Annotated in this window: 18 protein-coding genes, 2 tRNA genes and 5 pseudogenes; 14 read left to right on the top strand and 11 right to left on the bottom strand. The window is 70.4% G+C overall.

Translation table 11 applies throughout. The features are described 5' to 3' along the window. The first annotated feature begins 52 nt into the window (after positions 1 to 52). From ACTWQH_RS28325 to ACTWQH_RS28315, 3 genes and pseudogenes are all read left to right on the top strand, one after another. Positions 53 to 841: an NPP1 family protein gene (locus ACTWQH_RS28325; protein WP_443289621.1), complete on the top strand. Its 789-nt coding sequence runs from the start codon at positions 53 to 55 to the stop codon at positions 839 to 841. Between the two features lie 113 nt (positions 842 to 954). Continuing rightward, positions 955 to 1251, top strand: coding sequence for a hypothetical protein (locus ACTWQH_RS28320; RefSeq protein ID WP_443289620.1), 297 nt, complete (start codon positions 955 to 957; stop codon positions 1249 to 1251). A gap of 197 nt (positions 1252 to 1448) precedes the next feature. Next, a pseudogene (locus ACTWQH_RS28315) lies at positions 1449 to 1952 on the top strand (erythromycin esterase family protein); the annotation flags it as partial. Between the two features lie 258 nt (positions 1953 to 2210). Here ACTWQH_RS28315 and ACTWQH_RS28310 read toward each other — a convergent pair. Both ACTWQH_RS28310 and ACTWQH_RS28305 read right to left on the bottom strand, forming a co-directional pair. Next, positions 2211 to 2696 (bottom strand): hypothetical protein, encoded by a 486-nt coding sequence (locus tag ACTWQH_RS28310; protein ID WP_443289619.1) that lies wholly within the window; start codon positions 2694 to 2696, stop codon positions 2211 to 2213. A gap of 10 nt (positions 2697 to 2706) precedes the next feature. After that, positions 2707 to 4158: a helix-turn-helix domain-containing protein gene (locus ACTWQH_RS28305; RefSeq protein WP_443289618.1), complete on the bottom strand. Its 1452-nt coding sequence runs from the start codon at positions 4156 to 4158 to the stop codon at positions 2707 to 2709. A gap of 333 nt (positions 4159 to 4491) precedes the next feature. On the opposite strand from ACTWQH_RS28305, the gene ACTWQH_RS28300 reads away from it, so the two are divergent. The 4 genes from ACTWQH_RS28300 to ACTWQH_RS28285 all read left to right on the top strand — a co-directional run bounded on the left by ACTWQH_RS28300 (position 4492) and on the right by ACTWQH_RS28285 (position 6046). Beyond that, positions 4492 to 4863 (top strand): hypothetical protein, encoded by a 372-nt coding sequence (locus tag ACTWQH_RS28300; protein WP_443289617.1) that lies wholly within the window; start codon positions 4492 to 4494, stop codon positions 4861 to 4863. Then, positions 4860 to 5108, top strand: coding sequence for a hypothetical protein (locus ACTWQH_RS28295; RefSeq protein WP_443289616.1), 249 nt, complete (start codon positions 4860 to 4862; stop codon positions 5106 to 5108). Before ACTWQH_RS28300 ends, ACTWQH_RS28295 begins: the two co-directional genes overlap by 4 nt. Continuing rightward, complete coding sequence (locus ACTWQH_RS28290) at positions 5105 to 5380, top strand: hypothetical protein (protein ID WP_443289615.1); 276 nt, start codon at positions 5105 to 5107, stop codon at positions 5378 to 5380. The genes ACTWQH_RS28295 and ACTWQH_RS28290 overlap by 4 nt, the downstream gene beginning before the upstream one ends. Positions 5381 to 5863: 483 nt before the next feature. Next, positions 5864 to 6046 (top strand): hypothetical protein, encoded by a 183-nt coding sequence (locus ACTWQH_RS28285; RefSeq protein WP_443289614.1) that lies wholly within the window; start codon positions 5864 to 5866, stop codon positions 6044 to 6046. A gap of 88 nt (positions 6047 to 6134) precedes the next feature. Here ACTWQH_RS28285 and ACTWQH_RS28280 read toward each other — a convergent pair whose 3' ends face one another. From ACTWQH_RS28280 to ACTWQH_RS28270, 3 genes are all read right to left on the bottom strand, one after another. Then, positions 6135 to 6389, bottom strand: coding sequence for a helix-turn-helix domain-containing protein (locus ACTWQH_RS28280; RefSeq protein ID WP_443289613.1), 255 nt, complete (start codon positions 6387 to 6389; stop codon positions 6135 to 6137). A 288-nt stretch (positions 6390 to 6677) separates the two neighbouring features. Continuing rightward, a tRNA-Lys gene (locus tag ACTWQH_RS28275) sits at positions 6678 to 6750 on the bottom strand. Between the two features lie 216 nt (positions 6751 to 6966). Then, a complete protein-coding gene (locus tag ACTWQH_RS28270; RefSeq protein WP_443289612.1) occupies positions 6967 to 8784 on the bottom strand; it encodes a DEAD/DEAH box helicase in 1818 nt (605 codons plus the stop codon). 418 nt (positions 8785 to 9202) lie between these two features. Here ACTWQH_RS28270 and ACTWQH_RS28265 point away from each other — a divergent pair, with 418 nt between their 5' ends. The 3 genes from ACTWQH_RS28265 (at position 9203) to ACTWQH_RS28255 (ending at position 11867) form a co-directional block, all read left to right on the top strand. Then, positions 9203 to 11275, top strand: a complete 2073-nt coding sequence (locus tag ACTWQH_RS28265; RefSeq protein ID WP_443289624.1) for a PhoX family protein — start codon at positions 9203 to 9205, stop codon at positions 11273 to 11275. A 68-nt stretch (positions 11276 to 11343) separates the two neighbouring features. Continuing rightward, positions 11344 to 11694, top strand: coding sequence for a metallopeptidase family protein (locus tag ACTWQH_RS28260; RefSeq protein ID WP_443289611.1), 351 nt, complete (start codon positions 11344 to 11346; stop codon positions 11692 to 11694). A 100-nt stretch (positions 11695 to 11794) separates the two neighbouring features. Further along, a tRNA-Glu gene (locus ACTWQH_RS28255) sits at positions 11795 to 11867 on the top strand. 584 nt (positions 11868 to 12451) lie between these two features. On the opposite strand, the pseudogene ACTWQH_RS28250 reads toward ACTWQH_RS28255, so the two are convergent. Beyond that, positions 12452 to 12874 (bottom strand): annotated as a pseudogene (locus tag ACTWQH_RS28250) (recombinase family protein); the annotation flags it as partial. 693 nt (positions 12875 to 13567) lie between these two features. Between ACTWQH_RS28250 and ACTWQH_RS28245 the strand changes: the two are divergent. After that, positions 13568 to 15322, top strand: coding sequence for a cellulase family glycosylhydrolase (locus ACTWQH_RS28245; protein ID WP_443289610.1), 1755 nt, complete (start codon positions 13568 to 13570; stop codon positions 15320 to 15322). A 46-nt stretch (positions 15323 to 15368) separates the two neighbouring features. On the opposite strand, the gene ACTWQH_RS28240 is transcribed toward ACTWQH_RS28245, so the two are convergent. The 3 genes and pseudogenes from ACTWQH_RS28240 to ACTWQH_RS28230 form a co-directional block, all read right to left on the bottom strand. Then, positions 15369 to 15491 carry a hypothetical protein gene (locus ACTWQH_RS28240; protein WP_443289609.1) on the bottom strand — a complete coding sequence of 41 codons (123 nt, stop codon included), beginning with the start codon at positions 15489 to 15491 and terminating at the stop codon, positions 15369 to 15371. Between the two features lie 569 nt (positions 15492 to 16060). After that, positions 16061 to 16201, bottom strand: a complete 141-nt coding sequence (locus ACTWQH_RS28235; protein WP_443289608.1) for a hypothetical protein — start codon at positions 16199 to 16201, stop codon at positions 16061 to 16063. Between the two features lie 577 nt (positions 16202 to 16778). Continuing rightward, a pseudogene (locus ACTWQH_RS28230) lies at positions 16779 to 17735 on the bottom strand (non-reducing end alpha-L-arabinofuranosidase family hydrolase); the annotation flags it as partial. An 817-nt stretch (positions 17736 to 18552) separates the two neighbouring features. On the opposite strand from ACTWQH_RS28230, the pseudogene ACTWQH_RS28225 reads away from it, so the two are divergent. Beyond that, positions 18553 to 18846, top strand: a pseudogene (locus ACTWQH_RS28225) (IS5/IS1182 family transposase); the annotation flags it as partial. Between the two features lie 48 nt (positions 18847 to 18894). On the opposite strand, the gene ACTWQH_RS28220 reads toward ACTWQH_RS28225, so the two are convergent. Beyond that, complete coding sequence (locus ACTWQH_RS28220) at positions 18895 to 19659, bottom strand: NAD(P)-binding domain-containing protein (RefSeq protein WP_443289607.1); 765 nt, start codon at positions 19657 to 19659, stop codon at positions 18895 to 18897. A 139-nt stretch (positions 19660 to 19798) separates the two neighbouring features. Between ACTWQH_RS28220 and ACTWQH_RS28215 the strand changes: the two are divergent. Continuing rightward, a pseudogene (locus ACTWQH_RS28215) lies at positions 19799 to 19981 on the top strand (IS5/IS1182 family transposase); the annotation flags it as partial. A gap of 176 nt (positions 19982 to 20157) precedes the next feature. Here ACTWQH_RS28215 and ACTWQH_RS28210 read toward each other — a convergent pair. After that, positions 20158 to 22662: an MMPL family transporter gene (locus tag ACTWQH_RS28210; protein WP_443289606.1), complete on the bottom strand. Its 2505-nt coding sequence runs from the start codon at positions 22660 to 22662 to the stop codon at positions 20158 to 20160. A gap of 315 nt (positions 22663 to 22977) precedes the next feature. Here ACTWQH_RS28210 and ACTWQH_RS28205 point away from each other — a divergent pair, with 315 nt between their 5' ends. Beyond that, positions 22978 to 23325 (top strand): hypothetical protein, encoded by a 348-nt coding sequence (locus ACTWQH_RS28205; RefSeq protein WP_443289605.1) that lies wholly within the window; start codon positions 22978 to 22980, stop codon positions 23323 to 23325. The last annotated feature ends 12 nt before the right edge of the window (positions 23326 to 23337 follow it).

Genomic DNA, 23337 nt, shown 5'->3' with positions numbered 1-23337 from the left:
ACCCCCCACCCCCGCCACCCCCACACCGCGGCCGACCAGGAGGACGCACGCAGTGAAGACGAAGACGGGTTCGCCGATCCGCAGAGCAGTTCGCATCCTCGCCATCCTCACCGGCGCCTTGGCCCTGGTCGTCGCCCTCCCGGGCACCGCCCTCGCGGACCCGCCCCCGGCCCTGGCCGCGAGCGCCGAAGCGCTGGAGGACGCCTTCCAGCCGGCGTACGACTACGACACCGACGGCTGCTACCCCACCCCCGCCATCGGCCCGGACGGCATCGTCAACGGCGGCCTCAACCCGACCGGGGACCTCAGCGGCGAGTGCCGCGACGCCTGGGACCTCGACAACACCAACGGGTACGCCCGCTACACCTGCAACAACGGCTGGTGCGCCATCATGTACGGCCTGTACTTCGAGAAGGACCAGGCCCTCGCGGGCAGCAGCGTCGGCGGGCACCGCCACGACTGGGAGCACGTCGTGGTGTGGGTGCCGGAGGGCCAGGCCGAGGCGGAGTACGTCGCCACCTCCGCCCACGGCGACTTCAACGTCTACGGCCGTGACCAGATCCAGTGGGACGGCACCCACCCCAAGATCGTCTACCACAAGGACGGCATCGGCACCCACGCCTTCCGCCCCGCCACCACGGGCGACGAGCCGCCCGAGAACCACGAGGGCGCCTGGCAGTTCCCGGCGCTGGTCGGCTGGAACGGCTACCCCGGCGACCTGCGCGACCGCCTGAGCCAGGCCGACTTCGGCAGCGCGACCTTCGGCCTGAAGGACGGCAGCTTCAGCACTCACCTGGAGCGCGCCCTGCCGGCGGGCATCCCGTTCGACCCCTACGCCTGACGTCTCACGCCTGACGGGCCCCCGAGGACACGGCGTCGCGTTCCTCTCCGGTGGCGGCGACAGGGCGCACAATTGGATGAATAGCGCCCACATCACCAACAACGGAGACAAGCATGACCACCACACACGCCTTCCACGCCGAGCACGTCCACCAGCACCGCGAGGGGTGCGGCCACGTCGCCCTCCCCCACGGAGACCACGTGGACTACGCGCACGACGGCCACCTCCACCGCATCCACGACGACCACGTCGACGAGTGCGAGCCGAGCGGGCACGTCACGCACGATGGCCACGCGCACGAGCACGGCGAGGGCTGCGGCCACGTCGCGGTGCCCCACGGGGAGCACGTCGACTACGTGCACGACGGTCACCGCCACGCCGCTCACGAGGGTCACTGGGACGACCACTGAGCATGCTCCGTCCCCGCGGCTGGACGGGGAACGGGAGCACCCGCGCCCGCGCGCGCCCTGCCGCGAACGCCTCGGCCTCACCTGACGCGGTAGGTGGAGCTGCCCCACCGTCGAACGGTGGCTGACCGGATGGCGGCCAGGCGGGGGCTCACGGAGGGTGAGAGGCGTTCGCCGTCGTCACCGTCCGAGGAAGACGGATGCCGTACACCCACCCCTCACACCGAGCGCTGCTCGCCGCTCTGCCCGGCGCGGTCCTCGCCACAGCCGCCACAGCCGCCACGGCACGCCCCGCCGCGGCCGGCGGCTCGCGGACGGTCCTGTCCAGCCTCACCGGCGCCGCCCACGCCCTGCACGGCACCGGCGACTCTCGCGCCATCATGGCCGAGGAGTTCGGTGGCGGCGCCTTCCCGTGGGGCGTTCGCGAATACCTCGACGTGATCACGTGGACACGCGAGCACAACCTGCGCCACCCGGACGCCCCCGTCCACTTCATGGGCAACGACTTCGCCCATCCCCGCATCCCCGCGTCACTCTTCGCCCGCGTCACCGGCTACGTCGCCCGCCACCACCCCGAGCTCGAACCGGAGTTCGCCGCCCACTACCGCGAGCTGCGCGCCCACGCCACCACCGAGGCGTTCAGCGCCCTGCCGCAGCACGAACGCCGCCGCATCGCCGCGAAGGCCCGCCGCGCGCGTCGCCTGCTCGCTGCGCGGGACCCCGGGCCGGAGCGAGGGCCGTTCTGGACCGGGTCCCCCACCGACCCGCCTACCTCCTCGACCTGCGGACCGCCCACTCCGGTGCGTCCGGTGAGTCTGCACCGTCGCAGGTCAGAGGGCAGCGCCTCGGGTCATCACGTGTTATCGCGTCCGTCACGACCGTCCAGCCCGGGGCGTCCGCGCCAGCAGCGGGCCAGCAGAATGGCCCTCCCACCAGCGGCGGGCCCGTCGGCTCGGATGGAGCTAGTCGCGTCGCGCTGCGCCGTCCGGCCACACGACGTCTACCGGCAGGCCAGCCTCCCGGGCCTGGATGACGACGTCGGCCGTGCCCCCGCCCTTACCGCTGGGCGGCTCCCCGTTCCATACCGCCACCAGCCGGTCGGCGCGTTCCAACAGCACCTTATTCGCCGCCTCATACGCCTCGCGGTTCGCTGTCTCGTGCGGCACCTGATGCACCTCTGCCGCAGTGTCCACCAGCCGGTCGAAGGTCGCCGCGTGGTCGGGTTTCACCTTGGTTTGCCGGTAGTCCCGCGAAGGGATGACCGCTACCAGTCGGCCACCCGCTTCAAGCACGGCCTCAGCGAAAAGCGAGTCAGCGCCCTTCGCGATGCAGGACACGCCGATGAGGCCGTCTGCGTAGGTGGTGAGCAGATCGCGGAGCGCCGCCCGAACGAGCGGGATGCTCTTCTCGGTGAGGTCCATGTGCCCGGTCACGGCGATGGTCGTCATGTGGCCCTCTCTATCCGGTTGATAGCAGGTCGCGGATCCTATCGCGGGCTTCCCGCACAGGCGCTGAGGCGCTGCGCCCTACGGTGTAGGGGTACAGGTTGCCAAGCTGTGCCCGGACACGGCTGGACTGGGTTCGGGAAGAGGCGTCTACGGCGCGGTGGGTCTCCGCGACGGCTGCGGTCAGGTCTCCGAGCAGGTACGAACATTCGGCGAGGCCGATCCGATCGAGAGCGTGGCTCCGTCGAGCCTCGGGCCCCCGGGTTGTGATCGCCTGACGGATCTGCTCTGCCGCAGCGTCGGCATGGGCGCGGGGATCTTTCCGAGCCATGTCCAGTAGGCGCCCCCCGGTCACTCCTGCCAGCTCGGAGGCGTCGAAGTACCGAATCCAGTAGGGCTCGCTGTCCGTGGTTGCGTCGACCAGCGCCTCCGCAGCGTGCGCGGTGGCGCGGTGGAACGCGGCTGGCCGCCCCATCGCTGCGAACGCCCATGCCTCGCGGGTGTGGAGCATGGCGCGCACCCGGGCGCCGACGGCTCCGCGTGATCCGTCCTGAGCGAGCCGCACGAGTTCGAGGGCATCCTGCGGGCGGTCCCGGTAGAGCAGTTGTCGCGCCATGCCGGCCAGGACGTTGGCGCCGAACGCGCGATCTTCGCCAGCATGGGCGGCGCGGAGGGCGAGCCGGTAGTAGTCCTGCGCGGTGCGCTGGAGGCCACTGTCCCAGGCCATCGTGGCCGCCGTCCCGGCGAGCTGGGCGAGCACGCGGAAGAGACGCCGCTCGATGTCGGGGGTCTGGTGCTCCTCCAGGGCTGCGGCCACCTCGTTCAACTGGCCGAGCACAGCCTTACGTCGCAGGCCGCCACCGAACTGGTGGTCCCATCTCCGGAACGCCTCGGCTGTCTGCTCCAGTTGTTCGACCTCGCGGCCTCCCAGCCGCCCCACCCGTTGGGCTTCCGGGCTCCTGCGGGCATTCTGGAGCCAGCCTTCGAGCGAGTCGAGCAACGAAGCACCTGACGCCACGGTGGCGGCCAGGGCACGTGAGGCGGCACGGCGATCCATCACGAGGTCGTTCCTTGTGAGTCGGGCTGCGAGGCTCACGGTTGCCTCGGGCATCCAGGGCTGTTCGGTGGGCTGAGCGGGGGCCGACGGTGGTGGTGTGGGCGAGGCTTCTCGTGTTTCCCAGGGGCGCGCGGCCAAGCCGACCAGGTGCCCAGGGATGCGTAGACCGTCGGCGATCCGAGCGATGACTTCGTAAGAGGTCACCTGGTGCGAGTTGTTGACGATCCTGGAGACCTTGCCGGGCGTGAGGCGGCAGGCCGCAGCAATGCGGTTCTGGCTGAGGCCGCCGTACTTCTTCAGCAGGGCGAACGCGCTGGCGAAGTCATGCTCCGCCAGCGCGCGCGTCAGGTCCTCTCTAGTGAGCAGGTCCGGCGAGATGAGGGGCGGCGTTGCGGTCATGGCGGCCATCTCCGACGTGCGTCATGCACTCAGTAACGGTCAGTGCGGGGGGCGAGTCTATTACCGCCTTGGTAACCCCAGCCGGTCATTCCTAACCCCCCGTCATCGCCACGAGACTCGCCGTACTACTCGGCTTTCGATGACGGAGCGCGCTATGCCACAGCAGAGCGAGCCAGCCCAACCCTCGCCGCCCCCGGCCACGCCGCCGCTTCCGCCCCACCTTCGGCGACCCGTGCGGCGGACGGTGAAGTGTGGGTACTGCGATGCCTGGATGTCCGAGGGCGACGAGTCCGATCACGCGCGGAGCTGCCCCAAGCGGCCGAGGCCGAGGGGGTGAGCGCCGTGGAGACGCCCGCGCCCGTGGCCCTGGACGACTTGCTGCCGCCACGCCCCACACCACCGAGCAACGAGGTCCTCGGCCTGGACGACGTGCGCGCCCGCGTCATCTGCTACGCCACCCGGATGGGCGGCGGCGTGTGGGTGCTCACCAGCGTGCAGCGCTTCGAAAGATCACACGAACTGGTCGGCGTGTACGAGGACGCCGCCGACGCCCTACGGGACCTGGACGACGAGATCGCGACCGAGTGCCTGTCGGCACACGACGCGGTCACGGCCGACGAAGTGCACGAAGCGGCGTGGGAGATCACCGCCGGCACCGTCGTGCTCCGGCTGGCGTGGGACAGCATCGTCCCGAGGCAGCAGGCCCAGCGGTGAGGCGGCGACCGGTGCGCCTCGGGTACGTCTCCCTGGTCGTCACGCCCGAGACGATCCGCCCCGGCGACATCGTATGGATCGAGGGCCGGGAGATCATCGTCACGGACATGCGGGCCGTGGGCGGCAGGCGCGACGCCGTCACGCTGATACTCCCCGGCGGCCAGGCCCGGCTCATGGGCCCCGGCGACACCCTCGACGCCCTGCGGCCCGTCGAGTTGCCCGCGCAGCCGGAGCGGGCGCGGTGACCGCCGTGACGGCCGAGCGCGAGCAGACGACGGCCGAGGCGCTGCCGGAGCTGGAGGCGCTGACGCTACGGCAGCAGATCCGCGCGGACTGCGTGTGGTGCGGGCGCCGCCTCGGCGTCCGCGCCCGGCCCGTCGGCGTCATCACCAACCACGGGCAGCGACTCCCGCTGGCAGCGTGCCTGCCCTACTGCTGGCACGACACCACGGTGTACACCCTCCGCCGAGTCCTGGACGGGCTGCACCGCCTGCCCGACCCCCCGCCGCCGCCCTGACGCCCCCAAGCTGCCTGCCCCGGCGTCCACCCCCCGCCGGGGGCGGGCACCCACAGTCCCCTGCTCCGGCCCGAGGGCCGGACGGACCGGCCCACGGTACGCCGGGCCGGAGCAGGGACCGGGGCGCCCCGGGAAACAGGGCCCGGGGCGCCCCAACCCACACCACAGAAAGGGACCGAGTCATGGGAGAGCCCGGCGACCCCGGCGAGCGCGATCTCACCTAGGACGACCTCACACCGGAGGAGAAGGAGGAGTACAAGGCGCTGGAATGCGAGAAGTGCGGCCCTACGGGCGACCTGTGCGACTGCGACTGACGACGCCCACCTGTCCGGCCCGCAGCCCTCGGCAGGCCGCACACCACCAGGCCCGGCCGATGGGTAGGAAAGGAGGTGACCATGCCAGACGAGGACGAGGTGAACGGGTACGACGTGTTCGAGCAGGAGATCGTGACCCCGCCGCCGCCCCCTCCGCCTGAGGACGACGATGGCAAGTAACGCAGTCGATCCACGCGAACCCCCGCGCATCAAGGACATGGTGCACCGGCCGACGATCGACACCGCCCCGCCTCCGCCGGAGTGCGAGGAGCACCCGGACGCGAAGCAGCGCCGGGTGCTGCGGGCGACGTGGATCTGCACGGCCTGCGTCCGCGACCGAGCGGGGAGCTGAACCGGCCCCGGCCGCCACACGTGGCCGGGGCCTCCGGGCGGTCGGACACGTCCGCGCATGCGGACCGTTGATCTCCGGGGCGCGAGGGCTACCGCACCAGGTCGGCAAGCTCGGTGCCGCAAGCGTCGGCGATGGCGATGAGCCACGACAGGCGGGCGTCGGCGGTCCCCAGCTCCACGCGGATGATCGTGTCCCGAGAAAGTCCCGTGGCTTCTGCCAGGCGTTCTTGCGTGAGGTTGGCGTGGAGCATGACGCCCCGGATGCGGTCGCCGATCTCGCGGCGCCGCTGGAGCACACGGGGCGAGGGCGGGTCACCGGCACCCGGCCACGCTCGGATGATCATGGTTGGATGTCAGTAGCTGGCCACCGACAGAATTGGATCATCGATTCGGTCTAGACCCGGACAGGTCCGACCAGGCAGGATCTGCCGGTCACGGGCCACATGTCCTACAGGTTGGCGCCACCCCACAGACGGGCCGCCGGCGGTTCTGCCCCCAGGCGACTGCCGACGGCACTCAGCTATGCGTGATCGCGTAGCGCTCGGGCCAGCAGCGGGCCAGCAAACGCCTTGAATCGCCGAGCTGCCGCCTGTGGTCCCGGCTCACACGCCGTCTGACCAGGTCTCCACGGGTAGGCCGTGTGGGACTCGAACCCACAACCAACGGATTAAAAGTCCGCTGCTCTGCCAATTGAGCTAACGGCCCGTGAGGAGCAGCATAGCCCCCCTCTCGGGCCCCGTCCGAGGCGATAAGTGACCCGGGGTGGGGTGGTATGTGGTTGTTTGCGGGGGATCAACGCGCGTAGGGGTGGTCCAGCAAGGAGCGCGGCAGGGCGACGGGGCGAGGGGTTCTGGCGACGGTGAGTGAAGGCCCGGGTGGGCGGGGCGGCCGGGGGTCGTGGTCCCGGCCGCCTCCCGAGGACTAGCCGCGCTTCCAGCCGGGCTTGTCGGTGCGGCGGAAGCCGTCGCGGGGGTAGGGGCGGCGGTCGCGGTCGCGGCCCTGGAGGCCGCCGCCACTCCGCCGGTCGCCGCCGCGGTCGCCGCCGCGGTCCCGGTCCCGGTCCCGATCGCGGTCACGGCCCTGGTAGCCACCACGGTCACGGTCGCGGTCACGGTCACGGCCCTGGTAGCCACCACGGTCGCGGTCACGGCCCTGGTAGCCACCGCCACGCCGGTCGCCGCCGCGGTCGCCGCCGCGGTCCCGGTCCCGGCCCTGGGAGGGGCGGCGTTCCCGCTGCTCGCGTTCCCGCTCCGCGGCGCGCCGCGCGCGCTGCTCGGCCTCGCGGGCCTCGCGCTCCTCGCGCGCCGCCTCCCGCTCCGCCTCGGCGGCCGCCTGGGCGATCGCCTCGGCCGGGTCGTCGCCGCGCTCGCGCGCCGCGCGGCCGATCAGGCGTTCGGCGTCCACGCGCAGCTCGGCCGCGCGCTCCTGGGCCCGCCGCAGCTCGCGCTCCAGCCGCGCCGCCTCCCGCTCCGCGTGCCGCGCGGCGCGCGAGGCGGACTCGGCCTGGACCTCGCTCAGCGAGCGCGCCCCGACGATCCCCGCCAGCTCGTCGGCGAAGAGGTCGCCCCGGCCGATGATGTGCCGCGCAGCGTCCACGCCCGCATCCTCCATCAGGCGGAAGATGGTGCGCCGCTGGTGGGGCAGGGCGAGGGACACCACGGTCCCGGAGCGGCCCGCCCGCGCCGTGCGGCCGGAGCGGTGCAGGTAGTCCTTGTGGTCACCGGCGGGGTCGACGTTGAGCACGACGTCGACGCCGTCGACGTGGATGCCGCGCGCGGCGACGTCCGTCGCGACGAGCGCACGCACACGGCCGTCCTTGAAGTCGGCCAGCGTACGGGTGCGCGCACCCTGCGTCATGCCGCCGTGCAGCGCGTCCGCCCGCACGCCCGCCTCGCGGAGCTGCTCGGCGACCCGGTCGGCGCCGAGCTGGGTGCGCACGAAGACGATCGTGCGCCCCTCGCGCGCCGCGATGGCGGCGGTCAGCGGCGCCTTGTCCTGCGGCTTCACCACCAGCACGTGGTGGCTCATGGTGGTGACGGCGCCCTGCGCCGCGTCGACCTGGTGGCTGACGGGGTCCACGAGGTAACGCCGCACCAGCGTGTCGATCTCGCGCTCCAGCGTCGCGGAGAACAGCATCCGCTGGCCGCCGGCCGGCAGCATGTCGAACAGCTCGGTGACCTCGGGGAGGAAGCCCAGGTCGGACATCTGGTCGGCCTCATCGAGCACGGCGATCTCGACCTCGTCCAGCGAGCAGGCGCCGCGCCGGATCACGTCGCGCAGCCGCCCCGGCGTGGCGACGAGGATGTCGACGCCGCGCTCCAGGGCGTAGATCTGGTTGGCCATGGAGGTGCCGCCGCAGACGACCTTCATGCGCAGGCCGAGCAGCACGCCGTACGGCTCAAGCGCCGCCGAGACCTGCATCGCGAGCTCGCGCGTGGGCGTGAGGATCACGGCGCGCGGGTGGCCCGGACGGCTGCGGGAGCCGGTCAGGCGGGCGAGGGTCGGCAGGCCGAAGCCGAGGGTCTTGCCGGAGCCGGTGCGGCCCCGGCCCACCACGTCGCGCCCGTTGAGGGCGTCGGGAATGGTGGCGGCCTGGATGGGGAACGGCGTGGTGACGCCGTTCTCGGCGAGGCGGCGCACGATGGGCTGCGGCAGGCCGAGGTCGGCGAAGGTGGTGGTCGGCTCGTCCGGCGGCAGTAGCTCGGTGTCGGACGCGGTGACGGTGGCAGTTGCGGACATGCGAAGTGGAGACCCTTCCGGAGTCGTTGTCGGCACGCGCCTTGGCTCCGGCTCCGCAGGTGCTCATGACCGCCTGTATGCGGTCCGCCACGGCTTGGACGAGGAACGCGCCACACGGCGCGCTACGCGGGGCGCCGGGCAAGTGGGATCAAACGATCTACAAGCATACGCACGGTGTCGCCTCGCGCGCAAACCGGTTCCGCCAGGGGTCACCCGGGGCCAGCCGGGGCACCCCGGCGGTGTTCGTTCTTTGGTTGTTCACGCGCGCTTTGGCCAGGATGGCTGAATCTCCGCATAGCTTCCTGCAACGAGATGCATCAAGACCGTCCATATTTCTTCCGTATGGAGTCCAGTCCAGTCCAGTCCTGGAGGAACCGTGTCCCACCCATCCCCCGACGACCGCGACAAGAAGCGGATCGTGCCCCTGCCGCTGCTCTCCTCGCACCCGGGGCACCCGGGGGGACGCGCCGCACTGACCTGCCGGTACCGCTGCGGTGACGCGTGTAGCCACGCCGTGCCGAACACCTCGGAGAACTCCTACCTCGGCGACCTGATCGCCGGCGCCGTCTCGCGCCGCTCGCTGCTGCGCGCCGGTGCCGTGGTGGGCGTCACGGCCGGCGTCGGCGGAGGCGTGCTGGCGGCGACCGCGTCCGCGTCCCGGGGCGGCGGCAACGGCGACGGCGCGGGCGGCGCCGCCGGGAGCGGGCCGCGCGGCCTGGGCTTCGAGCCGGTGGCGCCGAACCGGGCGGACGCCGTCACCGTGCCGCCCGGCTACGAGTCGCAGATCGTGATCCGCTGGGGCGACCCGGTGCTGAGCGGGGCGCCCGAGTTCACGCCGGCCCGGCAGACGGCGGCGGCGCAGGCGGCCCAGTTCGGCTACAACTGCGACTACCTCGGCCTGCTGCCCCTCCTCTGGGAGCGGGGCAAGCGGCTGCTCGTAGCCAACCACGAGTACACCAGCGAGGAGATGATGTTCCCCGGGTACGACCCGGACAACCCGACCCGCGAGCAGGTGGAGACGGCGTGGGCGGCGCACGGCCTGACGGTCGTCGTGCTGGACGAGGACCGCCGCTCGGGGGCGTTGACCCCGGTCGTGGGGCACCGGCTGAACCGGCGCATCACGGCGACGACGCCGTTCGAGTTCACCGGCCCGGCCGCCGGCAGCGAGCTGCTGGCCACCTCGGCCGACCCGACCGGCACCACCGCGCTGGGCACGCTCAACAACTGCAGCGGCGGCACCACCCCGTGGGGCACGATCCTCTCGGCCGAGGAGAACTTCAACCAGTACTTCGGGAACGCCGCCTCCGTCACCGACCCGGTCGCCGCGGCCCGCCTGGCCCGCTACGGGATCGCCGGGACCGACAGCGAGCGCAAGTGGGAGCGGTTCGACCCGCGCTTCGACCTGGCGCAGGAGCCGAACGAGGTCAACCGCCACGGCTGGATCGTCGAGATCGACCCCTACGACCCGGAGTCCACGCCGCGCAAGCACACCGCGCTGGGCCGCTTCAAGCACGAAGCCGCCAACATCCGCGTCACCGGCGACGGCCGCGTGGCGGTCTACATGGGCGACGACGAGCGGTTCGACTACTTCTACAAGTTCGTCTCGAAGAGGCGGATGATGTCCGGCACCGACGAGCGGGCGCGCCGTCACAACTGCGGCCTGCTGGAGGACGGCACCCTCTACGTGGCGAAGTTCACCGGCAACAGCCCGGCCGAGGAGATCGACGGCACCGGCGCCCTGCCCGAGGACGGCGCGTTCGACGGCGTCGGCGAGTGGATAGCGCTGGCCGCCGGTGACGAGTCCTTCGTCGACGGGATGAGCGCCGAGGAGGTCTACGTCTTCACGCGGCAGGCCGCCGACAAGGCCGGCGCGACCAAGCTGGACCGCCCCGAGGACATCGAGGCCAGCCCGAAGACCGGCGCCGTCTACATCGCGCTCACCAACAACACCAACCGCGGCGTCGGAACCTACGCCGGGCCCGACGAGGTCAACCCGCGCAACGCCAACAAGCACGGCCAGGTGGTCGAGGTCGAGGAGAAGCGGGGCGACGCCGCCGCGCTGCGCTTCGGCTGGCGGCTGCTGCTGGTCTGCGGCGACCCGGCCGACCCGTCGACGTACTTCGCCGGCTTCCCCAAGGACCAGGTCAGCCCGATCTCCTGCCCCGACAACCTGGCGTTCGACCCGCACGGCAACCTGTGGATCTCCACCGACGGCAACGCCCTGGGCAGCAACGACGGCCTGTTCGGCGTTCCGCTCGAGGGCCGGCGCCGCGGCCAGGTCAAGCAGTTCCTGACCGTGCCGATAGGCGCCGAGACCTGCGGCCCGATCGTCGAGGACCGGCGGGTGCTGGTCGCGGTCCAGCACCCCGGCGAGCTCGACGGCGCCAGCTACGAGACCCCCGGCTCCCACTGGCCCGACGGCCAGGGCACGCTCCCGCGCCCCTCCGTCCTGACCGTCACCCGCGACGGCTACGGACGCATCGGCGCCTGACACGGATCGGGGAACGCGGTGGCGGGTGCGCGGTGCGCCGCGCACCCGCCATGGCCGAGAATGGCAGCGTGCTGGAGATGACGCGCGATGCGTTCGAGGAGCTGGTCGGCGACGCCCTGGACCTGATCCCGGTCGAGCTGACCAGGCTGATGGACAACGTCGCCGTGTTCGTGGAGGACGAGCCCCCGCCCGAGGACCCTGGGCTGCTGGGCCTCTACGAGGGCATACCGCTCACCGAGCGCGGCGAGTGGTACGCCGGGGCGCTGCCCGACCGCATCACGATCTACATGGGCCCGACGCTGCGCCTGTGCGAGACCCCGGAGGAGGTCGTCGAGGAGGTGGCCACGACGGTCGTCCACGAGGTGGCCCACCACTTCGGCATCGAGGACGCCCGCCTCCACGAGCTCGGCTGGGGCTGACCCGGCCGGCCCAACCCGAATCGCTTTGCTGATCGCCCGCCCCATCGCCTATGCTGCCTGCGCCCCCAACCGCACCGCAGGGTGCCGAGGCGGCCCGCCAGCCCCCGTCGTCTAGTGGCCCAGGACGCCGCCCTTTCAAGGCGGTAGCGCGGGTTCGAATCCCGTCGGGGGTACGTACAGCATCCACACCACAGCTCGCGATCTTGGTTGTCGCGGGCTGTTCTGTGTGCTGGGGCATGATGTCGATCCTTTCGGCCGCGTGAGTGACCGCTGGTAGCTGCTCGGCGGGCAGCTTGATGCTCAGGGTCACGTCGTCGCTGTCCTGGTGCAGGGTGATGGTGAGCTGCGTGACCTCGTACAGACGCCGCTGGAGCCGCTCGGGCGCACGGTCGAGGCTCAGCCGCAGGAGCGGGAGCGCGTCGAGCAGCTCGGCGGTGTCGGCGCTGGCACGGGCCGGCTCGGCCGCCTCGGCGTCGTCGAGCTCGGCCAGCAGGGCGAGGGTGGCCTTCCGCTGGGCCTCCAGCTCGTTGTAGCTGCGTCGCAGGCCCTCGGCGAACGGGTCTCCGGGCTCGCTGTCCTGTGCTTGTCTGAGGATGTTGTCCTGGCGGCGGGAGATGTCCGCGAGAGCGCGTTGACGTCGCTCTCGCTCGGCCTCTCGCAGTCTCGCCGCGCGGTCGTCCACGCTCGCGATCTCCGCCGCGAGCAGCTCTCGCCGGTGCGGGCCGAAGACCCGGTCGCCGTAGAAGGCGCTGACCGCCTCCAGGAGGAGGCTCTCGCGCAGGTAGACCGTCTTCGGGTGTCCGGCGTAGACGTCGGGGCGTCCTCGGTTGTTACGCCGGGGCCAGCACGTGTAATACGTGTTCCCCTTCCGATGGGCGCCGGACATACGCCGCCCACAGGCGCAGCGCACCATCCCGCGCAGCACGTAGGTCCGCCGCGTCAGCGGATGACTGTTGCGCTCCCCGCCATCGCGCGAGCCACGCTTGGCGTTCCGGCGCTGCTCCAGCTCGTCGTACATCCACTTCGGGATGAGCGGCTCATGCACGGCCTCCGGAGACCGGACCCAGAGAGAGGGGTCGTTGTGCGCCCCGCGCTTCGAGCGGGTGGCGCGGCGGTTGAAGACCTGGTACCCCGTGTACTTCGGGTTCCGCAGGATCTCCGAGACCGAGGACTTGCCCACTTTCCCCGGGCCCGTGTGCCGCCGGGTGGGACCGGCGGCGGGTAACGCTGTGGGTCGGCGTTGAGCCGGTCGACGATCGTGGAAACCGAGGTTCTCGTGGTACCGCCACAGCGCGATCTGCGTGACCGTCTCGCCCCTGACACCGCCAGCTCACCGCCCGCCCGGGGTTCGAGGGCCGCTCTTCTCCTGCGGGGCAATCGGCACCAGGTGAACGCCTCCCGCCGTGACTGAACCACTCCAGTCATGGCTCATGCCGTTGCGTGATCGTTCAGATGGTGCGGTCGTACTCGAGCTGAAGCAGGACGAGGGCTGCGGCGGCGACCTCAGAGTTTCGAAGCGCTTCGACGCTGGTTGAGAACCCACTGGCGCCGAGAGGTCGTCAGGGAAACAGGGGAAACCCCCTGCATCCTCTCGCAAATGGGCGTCCTGACTCGTTCATCGAACTTTTGCCGTTGGGCTTGTGCGACCCCTTCATCGGTCCTAATGTCAGCCGACATCGAAGCGCTTCGACCCTTGTCTTACCCATGACGGCGGGCCCCAACGACACGAACACCTGACTCCACGCCCCACCCCCCGCTCCCCACAGGCGGTGGCTCCGAGCGGTGAGAACCCGACTGGCCACGACCGTCCCCCCCTCGCCTCCGCCTACGGGGGCGCGAGCCGCCTCAACCCCCCACAGAAAGGGGACACCTTGTGAAGCATCGAAAGCGCAAACTCCTGATCGCCCTGGTGGCGGTCCTCCTCGGCTTGGTGGCCATACCTATGACCGCCCTGGCTTCGAACGCCGACGCCGAAACGGATCGGAAGCCGCCACAGGCGACCACCGCCATGGAGCAGGTCGCGGCTATGCAGCCGGGCTGGAACGTCGGCAACACCCTGGACGCGCTGGGCGGTGAGACCGCCTGGGGCAACCCGCTGATCACCGAGGAACTCTTCCAGACCATCAAGGCCAACGGCTACAACTCGATCCGCCTTCCGGTGTCCTGGGACGAGCACACCGGCCCGGGACCGGACTACACGATCGACCCGGCCTGGCTCGACCGCGTCGCGCAGGTCGTCGACTGGGCGATCGCGAACGACCTCCCAGTGATGGTCAACATGCACGACCAGATGTGGACCAAGCAGCTGCCGGACGACCGCGAGAACGTGTTGGCGAAGTTCGACTCGATGTGGACCCAGATCGCCGAGCGGTTCAAGGACTACCCGTCCGAGCTGTCGTTCGAGAGCATCAACGAACCGCAGTTCCCCACTGACGAGGCCAACAAGGACGCCCACACCGCCACGCTCAACGTCGCCTTCCACGAGGCCGTCCGCGCCACCGGCGGGAACAACGAGGACCGGCTCCTGGTGCTGCCGACGTGGGTCACCAACTCCGAGCAGCCGCACCTGGACGCGCTCAAGGCCACCATCGACTCCCTCGACGACCCGATGATCGCCGCGACCGTCCACTTCTACGGGTTCTGGCCCTTCAGCGTCAACGTCGCCGGGGTCACCACCTACGACGAGGCGACCCAGCAGGACCTTGAGAACACCTTCCAGCGCGTGAACGACACCTTCGTCGACAACGACATCCCGGTCATCGTCGGGGAGTGGGGCGTCCTCGGCTACGACTACACGCGCCCTGGCGTCCCCCAGTCCCAGCAGTACGGCGAGCTCCTGAAGCTCTTCGAGGGCATCATGTTCCAGGCCCGGGAGCAGCACCTGACTTTGATGCTGTGGGACGCCGGCTCGTACCTCAACCGCCACACGCTCGAATGGCGCGACCCGCACCTGCACTCGTACATGTCGACGGGCTTGACCACGCGTTCGGGCACCGCCTCGTTCGACTCGATCTACCTCGAGAAGGCCGGGACCATCGCGGACGAGTCGCTCACCCTCAACCGCAACGGCCTGGAGTTCGAGGGACTGTGGCACGGGGACACGGAGTTGGCCGAGGGCGACGACTACACCGTCGAGGGCGACACGCTCACCCTCACCGCCGCCGCGCTCACCCGCCTCGCCGGCGACCGCGCCTACGGCGTGAACAGCACGATCGAAGCCCGCTTCTCGGACGGTGTGCCGTGGCGGATCCACGTCATCACCTACGACACGCCGCAGATCTCCGACCTCACCGGGACCACGGACCGCGTACCTTGGTCCCAGTGGGAGGACTGCAACTCCTCGTGCTTCGCGATCCCGACCGAGTTCAACGGCGACGAGCTTTCCACGATGGAGGCCAAGTACGCCGACGGCACCAACGCCGGGCCCCACACGTGGACCGCCTTCAAGGAGTTCTGGTGGACCTACCGGCCCGACTACGATGCGGGCACGATCAGCCTCACCCCTGACTTCTTCAACGAGGTCAGGGACGACGAGCCCGTCACCCTCACCTTCCACTTCTGGGGCGGCGGCACGATCGACTACACGATCACCAAGACCGGCACGACCGTGACCGGAACCTCCGCCTAGGCGGCAACCCGCAAGGCGGCGTGGGGACCCAGGTGCCCACGCCGCTTCAGCGGATGATCAGATCCTGGCCCTCGGTGCCGATGATGACGTCGTCGCCAAACGTTCCGCCGGTGGTCCCTCCGCCGGGTTCTGCCGTGATGGTGGCGGGTTTGCCGTTGCAGGTGGGCACTTCCTGGGCGGTGGCCGCCCCGGGTGCGGTGGCCCTGAAGATTACTCATCTGTGAGTGCCTCTTCTTCGACGGGCGCAGTCCATACTGCAGCGAGTAATCGAGACGCTACGACACATCAGGGCCAAGGTCTGGTTGAATCGACAGCTGTTCATACTGTCGGGAATCCGACGGGGACCGAGGTGTGCACCAGACGTGTTCGGCGGCTGCAGTCCATCCTGGCGGCCCACGGCCGACCGGCAACGGATGTCCTCGCCGGCGCCGATGCGGGCCGCGAGCCCACCACGGGTACCTCCCCGCAGACGACCGAAGGGCCCTACCAGTCCGCCGGCGGCAAGGACCTACTCCTGAACGTGCAACCGATGGTGCCCGGCCATCTGCAAGAAGGACTCACAGCGTCATTCAGCATGACCGTCGCCCTCTCCTGAGAGAGTCCGCCGTGCCGCCCCGCCAGCGCGGCGGCACGGAGTTCAGCCCACCCCGCGCACACCACCAAGGCGTAGAAACACGTCCCGGCCGCTGTTCATCGCTCCTAACCTCTGTGGATGGAACACCTAGGGCAGCAGGGCCGTCACTTGGGATCGTCGAGCAGGTCCCGGATGTACCAGTCGAGCCGTGTGCCGTCCTTGCCGTGCGTCTGCTTGCTGGGGGTGAATCCTGCCCGCTGTGCGACTGCGGCAGATGCGGGATTCTCCGGCTCCACCGGGATCACCGCTTCCTGCCCGCCCTCACTGGCCGCGTACTGGGGACGCCAGGAGGACCGCGCGGGGTGGCCAGGCCGCGCCCCCTCCAGGACGGGTAGAGGCCGTACGCGACATTCACCTGACCGGGACGGGAGTCAGGCCCTCTCCTTCGAACCGCAAGCCGATCGTCCCCGCGAGCGCCTCGTGAGCGCCCGCCCGGATGACGAACGCGCGGAGTGACCCGGCAATCTCCCACTGTTCCCGACCGTGCCGGAAGTACGCTTCGACGCCCTCGCGTGTGCCGGGACCGCCGTTGCCGTCATCACAGCCGTGACCACCGGCCAGCTCGCCCCCCGCTGACCACACGATCGGGGCGTACAGGACCACCACCCGGTCCCGTGCGCAGGCTTGATCACGTTCCGTGGGTGTCCGGGTCGTTCGCTGATGGCCGGGGAGTCGACGAAAGAGAGGAACCCCGGCCGACGCGCGGCTGGGGTTCCTCAAGGCGGTGGGTATCGGTCAGCGGGTGACGTTGCCCACGGCGTAAACCGCTCGTCTACGCGTCGGTGGACCGCCCCGCATCGCGATCACCGTGGATCGGGCGGGTCAGGGCTGCAGGGTGAGCAAGCCCGGCCGCCACGGCAGTTCGTTGTAGGGGGTGTCCGGCGGGGTGCCGTGGGGCAGGCCCTGGTAGAGGAACTGCAGGTTGCAAGGGTCGATGGTCATGGTCTGGTCGGGGTTGCTGCGGACCAGGTCACCGTGGCTGATGTGGTCGGTCCAGGTGGCGCCGCTGTTGGCCTTGCCCGCGAAGGGGTTGTCCTCGCTGGTGGCCTGCGGGGTCCACTCACCGTCGAGGCTGGAGGCGGTGAAGGAGCGGAAGTAGCGCGCGGCGTTGGTGCCCATCGCCTCGACGATCATGAGGTACTGGTCCTGGCCGTCGACCTTGTAGACCTGCACTCCCTCGAACAGGTTTTCCCTGGCGTCGGTCATGATGGTCTCGTAGGAGGAGCCGAAGCTGCTGGGGAAGTCCCCGATCGGCATGCTGGCCCGGTAGATGCTGCCGTTGTCGCCGGCGAAGAACAGGTACATGTTCTCGTCGTCAGCGATCAGGGTCTGGTCGATCGGGCCGGTGTCGGAGTTGGGGATGCTGCCGGTGAACAGCTCCTGGGGCTGGGACCAGCTGGTGGGGTCGGTGGGGTCGCTCGAGGTGCTGTAGAAGAAGGGCCACTGACCCCACTGGGACGCCATCACCCAGATGTCCTTGGGCGCGAAGTAGAACAGGGTGGGCGCCACCGTGCTCACGTTCATCTGGGTCTGGGGGGCCGAGGCCATCTCCGGCCAGTCCGTGAAGGGAGCGAAGCCCATCGAGCTGTACCCGGCCTCGTTGAAGATCGAGCCGTAGACCAGGTGCTGGCCGTTGTGGACGACGTTGGTGAAGTCCTTCAGCGAGACCGACCCGTTGGCCGGCTCCGCCAGCGCATCCGTCGAGGACCAGTTGTACGTCGATGGAAGAGAACACTGCTTGGTGTCGCTGGTGCCCGCCTGAGCCGGGTTGCCGACGAGCAACGCCGCCACCGCGACCAGGGCCGCGACCGCGGCGGTGAGCATCGCGGACAGACGCCCGCGGCTGATTCTTCCTATTCGCATGGGGGGACCTCCTCGTCCCTGACTGATTCCTGAGCAAGCGGTTCCGGTCGGCCTCGTTCCGCCGGAGGCTGTCCGGACTGTCGATGTGCTGCGGTGCGCAGCGGCTCTGATCGAGACCGGGGCCCGTGGGACGCTGCGGATGGGGATCGGAGACGTTGCGAGGCGGAGACAGTGCTTCCCCGCGTCACGCCGGCTGCCACCGTCGTACCGGATCAGCGCCGGTGCTCAGCCACCCGCGCTCTGCGGTACGGAGGTCCGCGAATCACGCTGTGCGACATGAACTGCTCCTCGCTGTCCGTGGTAGCTCCGGGCCGGGCGGGTCAGGGGCCGTCCGGGCCCGAGCGCCGCGTGTGGGGGGTGTCGCGTGGCGTCGATGCGTTATACGTAAGACGAGTGATCGAAGCGCTTCGATCGCGCAGAGATTAGGACTGATGAGCGGGTCGCACAAGCCCTGCGGCAGAAGTTCAAGGGACGAGTGTGATCGCTGTTTGACGAGGAGACGCAGGGGGTTTCCGTCGTTGCCTCACGGCCTCTCGGGCCACATGGGCTCCCAACCAGCATCGAAGCGCTTCGAAAGATGATGGTCGAGGAGCGTGTCCCCGAGTCGTGCCGGACATGGATGGGCGTCCCCGCACGGGGTGCGGGGGCGCCGGTCAGGAGGGGGTCAGCAGGACGAGTTGGTCTGGCTGAGCAGCCCATGCGCCGCGGCAGCTGGCTGTAGTCACCGCTCAAGCGCGGCCGACCGCGCCGCCGCCCGGACGTCGCACTCGGAGACCGCGGCTACGACCACGACAAGTACCGCCGACTCGTCTGGGACCTAGGCGTGAAGCCGGTCATCGCCCGCCGCGGCACCGAGCAACCCTCCGGCCTTGGAACCCAACGCCGGGTAGTAGAGCGCGCGTTCGCCCACCTGCACTGGTTTCGCCGCCTGCGGATCCGCTGGGAGATACGGGACGACATCCACGAGGCTTTCCTCACCCTCGGGTGCGCACTGATGTGCTGGAGACGCCTGCGCTCACTCTGTTGACTGGTTGAGTGGGTATGAGGAGGGGAGCGGGGATCTGTGCCGACGCGGCTACTTGAGGTCTGCGAGGAGCGCGTCGAGCGCCTTGGTCAGGGCCTCGGCATTGGCTGGGTCGAACCACGTGGTGCGAAGGCGTTCGTTGAGTCCCTTCGGTGTCTCGTGGTCGCCCGCGAGCTGCTGCAGCGAGCGCGTGTCGTCGCCCAGCGCGCGCCCGACGCCCTGGAAGAGGCCGCGGATGTAGCGGTCCGCGCCCTCGGCGGGAACGCCCTGCCGGGCAGCCCAATCGGCGAGCGTGGCCAGATACCGGTAATGAGTGGTCAGCGTGGCCGTCAGCGCCTGGAAGACGTTGAGGGTCGCTTCGTCCGCGACGGGGAGCGTCCCGCCGAGGCTGCCGAAGAGGTCGTCCACGGCCGGGTGGGAGGGGCAGGTCACGGTGACAGACCGGCGCTCGCGCGCGGAGGGCAACGGGATGGCGCGCACCACGGGGCCATCGGTGCCCAGCGTGCGGCGCAGCTCGCTGATGGCGACGCCGGCCATAACGCTGACCACGACCCTGTCGTCGCCGACCCGGAGCCCGGTGAGGGCCTCGACACGGTCCTGGGGGCGGACGGCGAGGATCACCAACTCTGAACAGTTCAGCACGTCCTGGTTGTCGGCGCACACATGCACCGTCGGATACCGCTGAGACAGCTCGGCGGCTGTACGGGCGCCTCGTGGCGAGAGGTAGATCTCCGGCGGCTCCTCGTCGCCCTCACACAGGCCGTCCACGAGGGCCCGGCCGATCTCACCCACGCCGATGATCCCGATGCGTTGCACTGTGCCTTCCCGTCGTCTTGCCAAGCGGTGACCCTCGCTTCGATACGCGGGCCACCGCCGAGTGTAGGTGCGAACAGCGCGTGCAGAGGCCGCTGAATGTCCCGGCGAGACGGCACCCCGGATTATCGGTCCCCGAGTGCCCATCACCCACGACGCCGAGTTGTACAAGGAGCGCAACACCGTCGAGCGCCTGACCAACAAGCTCAAGGCATGGCGCGGCATCACCACCCGCTTCGACAAGACCCACGAGAGCTACCTCGCTGGACTCCACCTCCGCGCCTCCATGATCTGGATCAAGGACCTCGCGCAAGCCAATCAATGATCACGACTCGATACAGGCCCTAGGAGAGGGCGTTGGGGGCTGGTAAGGAGCGATGTACTCGAATACTTCGTCAGCAGGTGAGCCCGCGGTCTTCCCCTATGAACCATGCCGCTCTCCCCGTCTTACAGCCCGATGTCCTCGCTCGACCACGTCGCGCTCCAGCGGCTCCTGGCGCCTCAGGCGTTCTCGGGCGGCGATCCGAACCAGATGTCCAGGGTGCGCTCCGAGCCCTCCAGCAGTCTGACGGGGCAGATGACCGGGGCGTCTCCGCTGGTCGTGCTGGCCGTCACCGTGTAGTCGCCGGGAGCCAGCCGCGTGAACGCGAACCGGCCGTCGGCGTCGGTCACGGTGGTGGCGTTGATGACCGCGACGCTGTGGCCGGCGCCGACGCTCTCCAGGGTCACGCGGACCGCGTTCAGCGGTGTCTGGCCGTTGCTGACGGTGCCGCCGATCGTTCCGGGTGTCCCCGTCGTGAGATGCCCGCCGACGGCGACCGGCTCTCCGGGCGCGGGCGCGAGCGGGCCCGGCGCCTCCTCGGGCGGCTCCACGGCCAGGTGCGGCAGTCGCCGGTCCAGCCAGCCCGGCAGCCACCAGTTGGACCGCCCCAGCAGGTGCATCAGCGCCGGGACGAGCACGGTGCGGATGACGAAGGCGTCCAGCGCGACCGCGCCCGCCAGCCCAATGCCGAACTCGGAGGTGACCCGCTCGCCCCGCAGCACGAACGCGGCGAAGACGCAGATCATGATGGTGGCGGCCGAGTTGATCACGCGGCTGGTCTCCGCCAGGCCGACGCGCACCGCGCGGTGGTTGTCCCGCCGGTGCACCCACTCCTCGTGGATTCGGCTGATGAGGAAGACCTGGTAGTCCATGGACAGGCCGAACAGCAGCGAGAGCATGATCACCGGCAGGAAGGACTCCACGGGCCCGCCGGGCCCGGCGCCGATGACCTCCGAGCCCCAGCCCCACTGGAAGACCGCGACGAGGATGCCGAACGAGGCGGCCGCGGCGACCAGGTTCATCGCCGCCGCCGTGAGCGGCACCACCAGGCTGCGGAAGGCGACGAGCAGCAGCAGGAAGCCGAGGCCGACGATCACGCCGATGAACATCGGCAGCTTCGCCGTGATGCCGCAGGCGAAGTCCTTGAAGACCGCCGTCTGGCCGCCCACCAGCGGCTCGACACCGGCGCCCGCGACCGCCGGCGGGATCACCTCCTCGCGCAGCCGGTTGATCAGCTCGTCGGTCGCCTCGTCCTGCGGGGAGATGGCGGGGACCACCTCGATCACCGACAGTCTGCTCTCCGGCGGGATGGGCACCATGGTGGCCCGCGCGACGCCGTCGGCCGCCGCGATGTCCGTGGCCAGGGAGGCCATCACGCGGCGCTCGGCGCCGGAGTCCGTCTGGGCGACGACCTGCAGGGGGCCGTTGAAGCCGGGCCCGAAGCCGGAGACGAGCATGTCGTACGCCTCGCGTGTCGTGGTGCCCTCGGCGTCGTTGCCCTCGTCGGAGGAGCCCAGGCGCAGCGAGAGCGTGGGGATCGACAGCGCCACCAGAACGGCGAGGGCGGCGGCCACGAGCACCTTGGGGTGGCGTTCGGCGAAGCGCGACCAGCGGGCGGCCGCGCCCGTCGGCGCCTCGGACGCGGGCCCGTGCTCGAACAGGCGGCGCCGCTCGCGCCGCGACAGCACGCGGAGGCCGAGCACGCCGAGCAGCGCGGGCAGCAGCGTCACCGAGGCCAGCATCGTCAGCGCCACCACCACGGTGACCGCCAGCGCCATGCCGTAGAGGAAGGCGATGCCCATCGTGAGGAGCCCCAGGATGGCGACGCTGACGGTGCCGCCGGCGAACAGCACGGCCCTGCCGGAGGTGTTGAGCGCGGCCACCGCCGCCTCCTCCGGAGTCCTGCCGCGCTTGATGCCGTTGCGGTGCCGGGTGACGATGAACAGGGCGTAGTCGATGCCGACGCCGAGGCCGACCAGGGTACCGAGCGTCGGGGCTACCTCGGCCACGTCCATGGCGTGGGCGAGCAGGCCCATCGCGGAGATGCCGACGCCCACGCTGAAGAGGGCGATCAGCAGGGGCAGCAGCATGCCGAAGAGCGAGCCGAAGGCCAGGTAGAGCACGACGGCCGCCGCGGCGATGCCGACCAGCTCCGCCATGGGGCCCTGCTCCTCCTCCCCAGCCTGGGCTACGTGACCGCCGACCTCGACCTCAAGCCCCTCGACCTCGCCGCTCGCGGCCCGGGCGGTGTCGACGAAGCCAGCTTTCTGGTCCCGCTCCAGCTCCGGCGTCTTCTTGGTGAAGGTGACGGTCGCGTACGCGGTGGAGCCGTCCTCGCTGATCCGCCGACCGCCGTCCGGGCCGTAGGGGCCGGCGACGGAACCGACGTCGGGCAGCCCGGCCAGTTCCTCGAGGGTGGCCGACATGGTGTCCCGGACGTCCTCGTCCGTGACGGCGCCGTCCGCCACGGACCAGACCACGTTGGCCGAGTCGCCTGACCGCTCGGGCGCAGCGGCGTCCATCAGCTCCGTCGCCTCCGAGGCCTCCGCTCCCGGCATCTCGAAGTTGTCGGTGTACGCGTCACCGGCGCGGTTGCCCGCCACGGTCACGCCCGCCATGGCCGCCAGCCACAGCAGGATCACCACCCACTTGTGCCGGAAGCACCAGCTCGCCAATGCGGCCACGGTCACTGCTCCTGTCGTTGTGCCCCATCGCGTTCGTGTCATCGCGCGTGGCCAGCGTCGATGGGTGGCGCGCGGCGGACAAGCGCGGCCCGGATCTCACAGCGAACTCACAAGCGAACCTGACGGGCCTCCAAACTTCGGCCGGGAGAGTGGCCGGGACGAGACCCAGCGACGCACCGTGAGAGGCCACCGACGATGACCCCCTCCGCTCCCGTCAGGACACGTGCACACGGCAGCCAGCGCCCTCCCCGCCCCCGGGTCGCCGCGGCGCGCATGCCGCCCCCCGGGTCGTTCTACGATCGCCATCACACCGGGGTGAACGCCGCCGCGCTGCTGCTCGCGGGGGTGCTGATCTTCCTCGCCGGCGCGGGCACCAGCCTGCTCTACATGGGAAACAAGATGAACGGCGTCAAGGACTCGATGAGGGATGCCATGTCCAGCGGGATGCTCGACCCCGGTGGCGGAGGCAGCCCGGGGGCCGGTGGAGGCCCGCCGACGGGCGGCGGCAGCAGCGGTCTCAGCCCGGAGGCGGAGGCGTGGGCCCAGGAACAGGGCATCCCCACCGACCTGGATCCGATGATTCTGGAGCGGCTTTACGCGCAGTTCCCCGACGGCGTCCCGCCGGAGACCCTTGACATGATCTGCGCTCAGCTTGGCTGCTGACCCTGCTATGGC

It is taken from the genome of Streptomyces sp. 6N223, from assembly GCF_052246635.1.
Taxonomy (GTDB): Bacteria; Actinomycetota; Actinomycetes; order Streptomycetales; family Streptomycetaceae; genus Streptomyces.
The sequence above is the reverse complement of the archived record's forward strand: the minus strand, read 5'-3'. Positions and strand labels throughout refer to the sequence as shown.

What these genes read in the sequence shown, in the direction of transcription:
- ACTWQH_RS28270 (WP_443289612.1), bottom strand. Translation starts at nt 8,784, where the DNA reads ATGTCCGCAACTGCCACCGTCACCGCGTCCGACACCGAGCTACTGCCG.
- ACTWQH_RS28305 (WP_443289618.1), bottom strand. Translation starts at nt 4,158, where the DNA reads ATGGCCGCCATGACCGCAACGCCGCCCCTCATCTCGCCGGACCTGCTC.
- ACTWQH_RS28310 (WP_443289619.1), bottom strand. Translation starts at nt 2,696, where the DNA reads ATGACGACCATCGCCGTGACCGGGCACATGGACCTCACCGAGAAGAGC.
- ACTWQH_RS28280 (WP_443289613.1), bottom strand. Translation starts at nt 6,389, where the DNA reads ATGATCATCCGAGCGTGGCCGGGTGCCGGTGACCCGCCCTCGCCCCGT.
- ACTWQH_RS28285 (WP_443289614.1), top strand. Translation starts at nt 5,864, where the DNA reads ATGGCAAGTAACGCAGTCGATCCACGCGAACCCCCGCGCATCAAGGAC.
- ACTWQH_RS28320 (WP_443289620.1), top strand. Translation starts at nt 955, where the DNA reads ATGACCACCACACACGCCTTCCACGCCGAGCACGTCCACCAGCACCGC.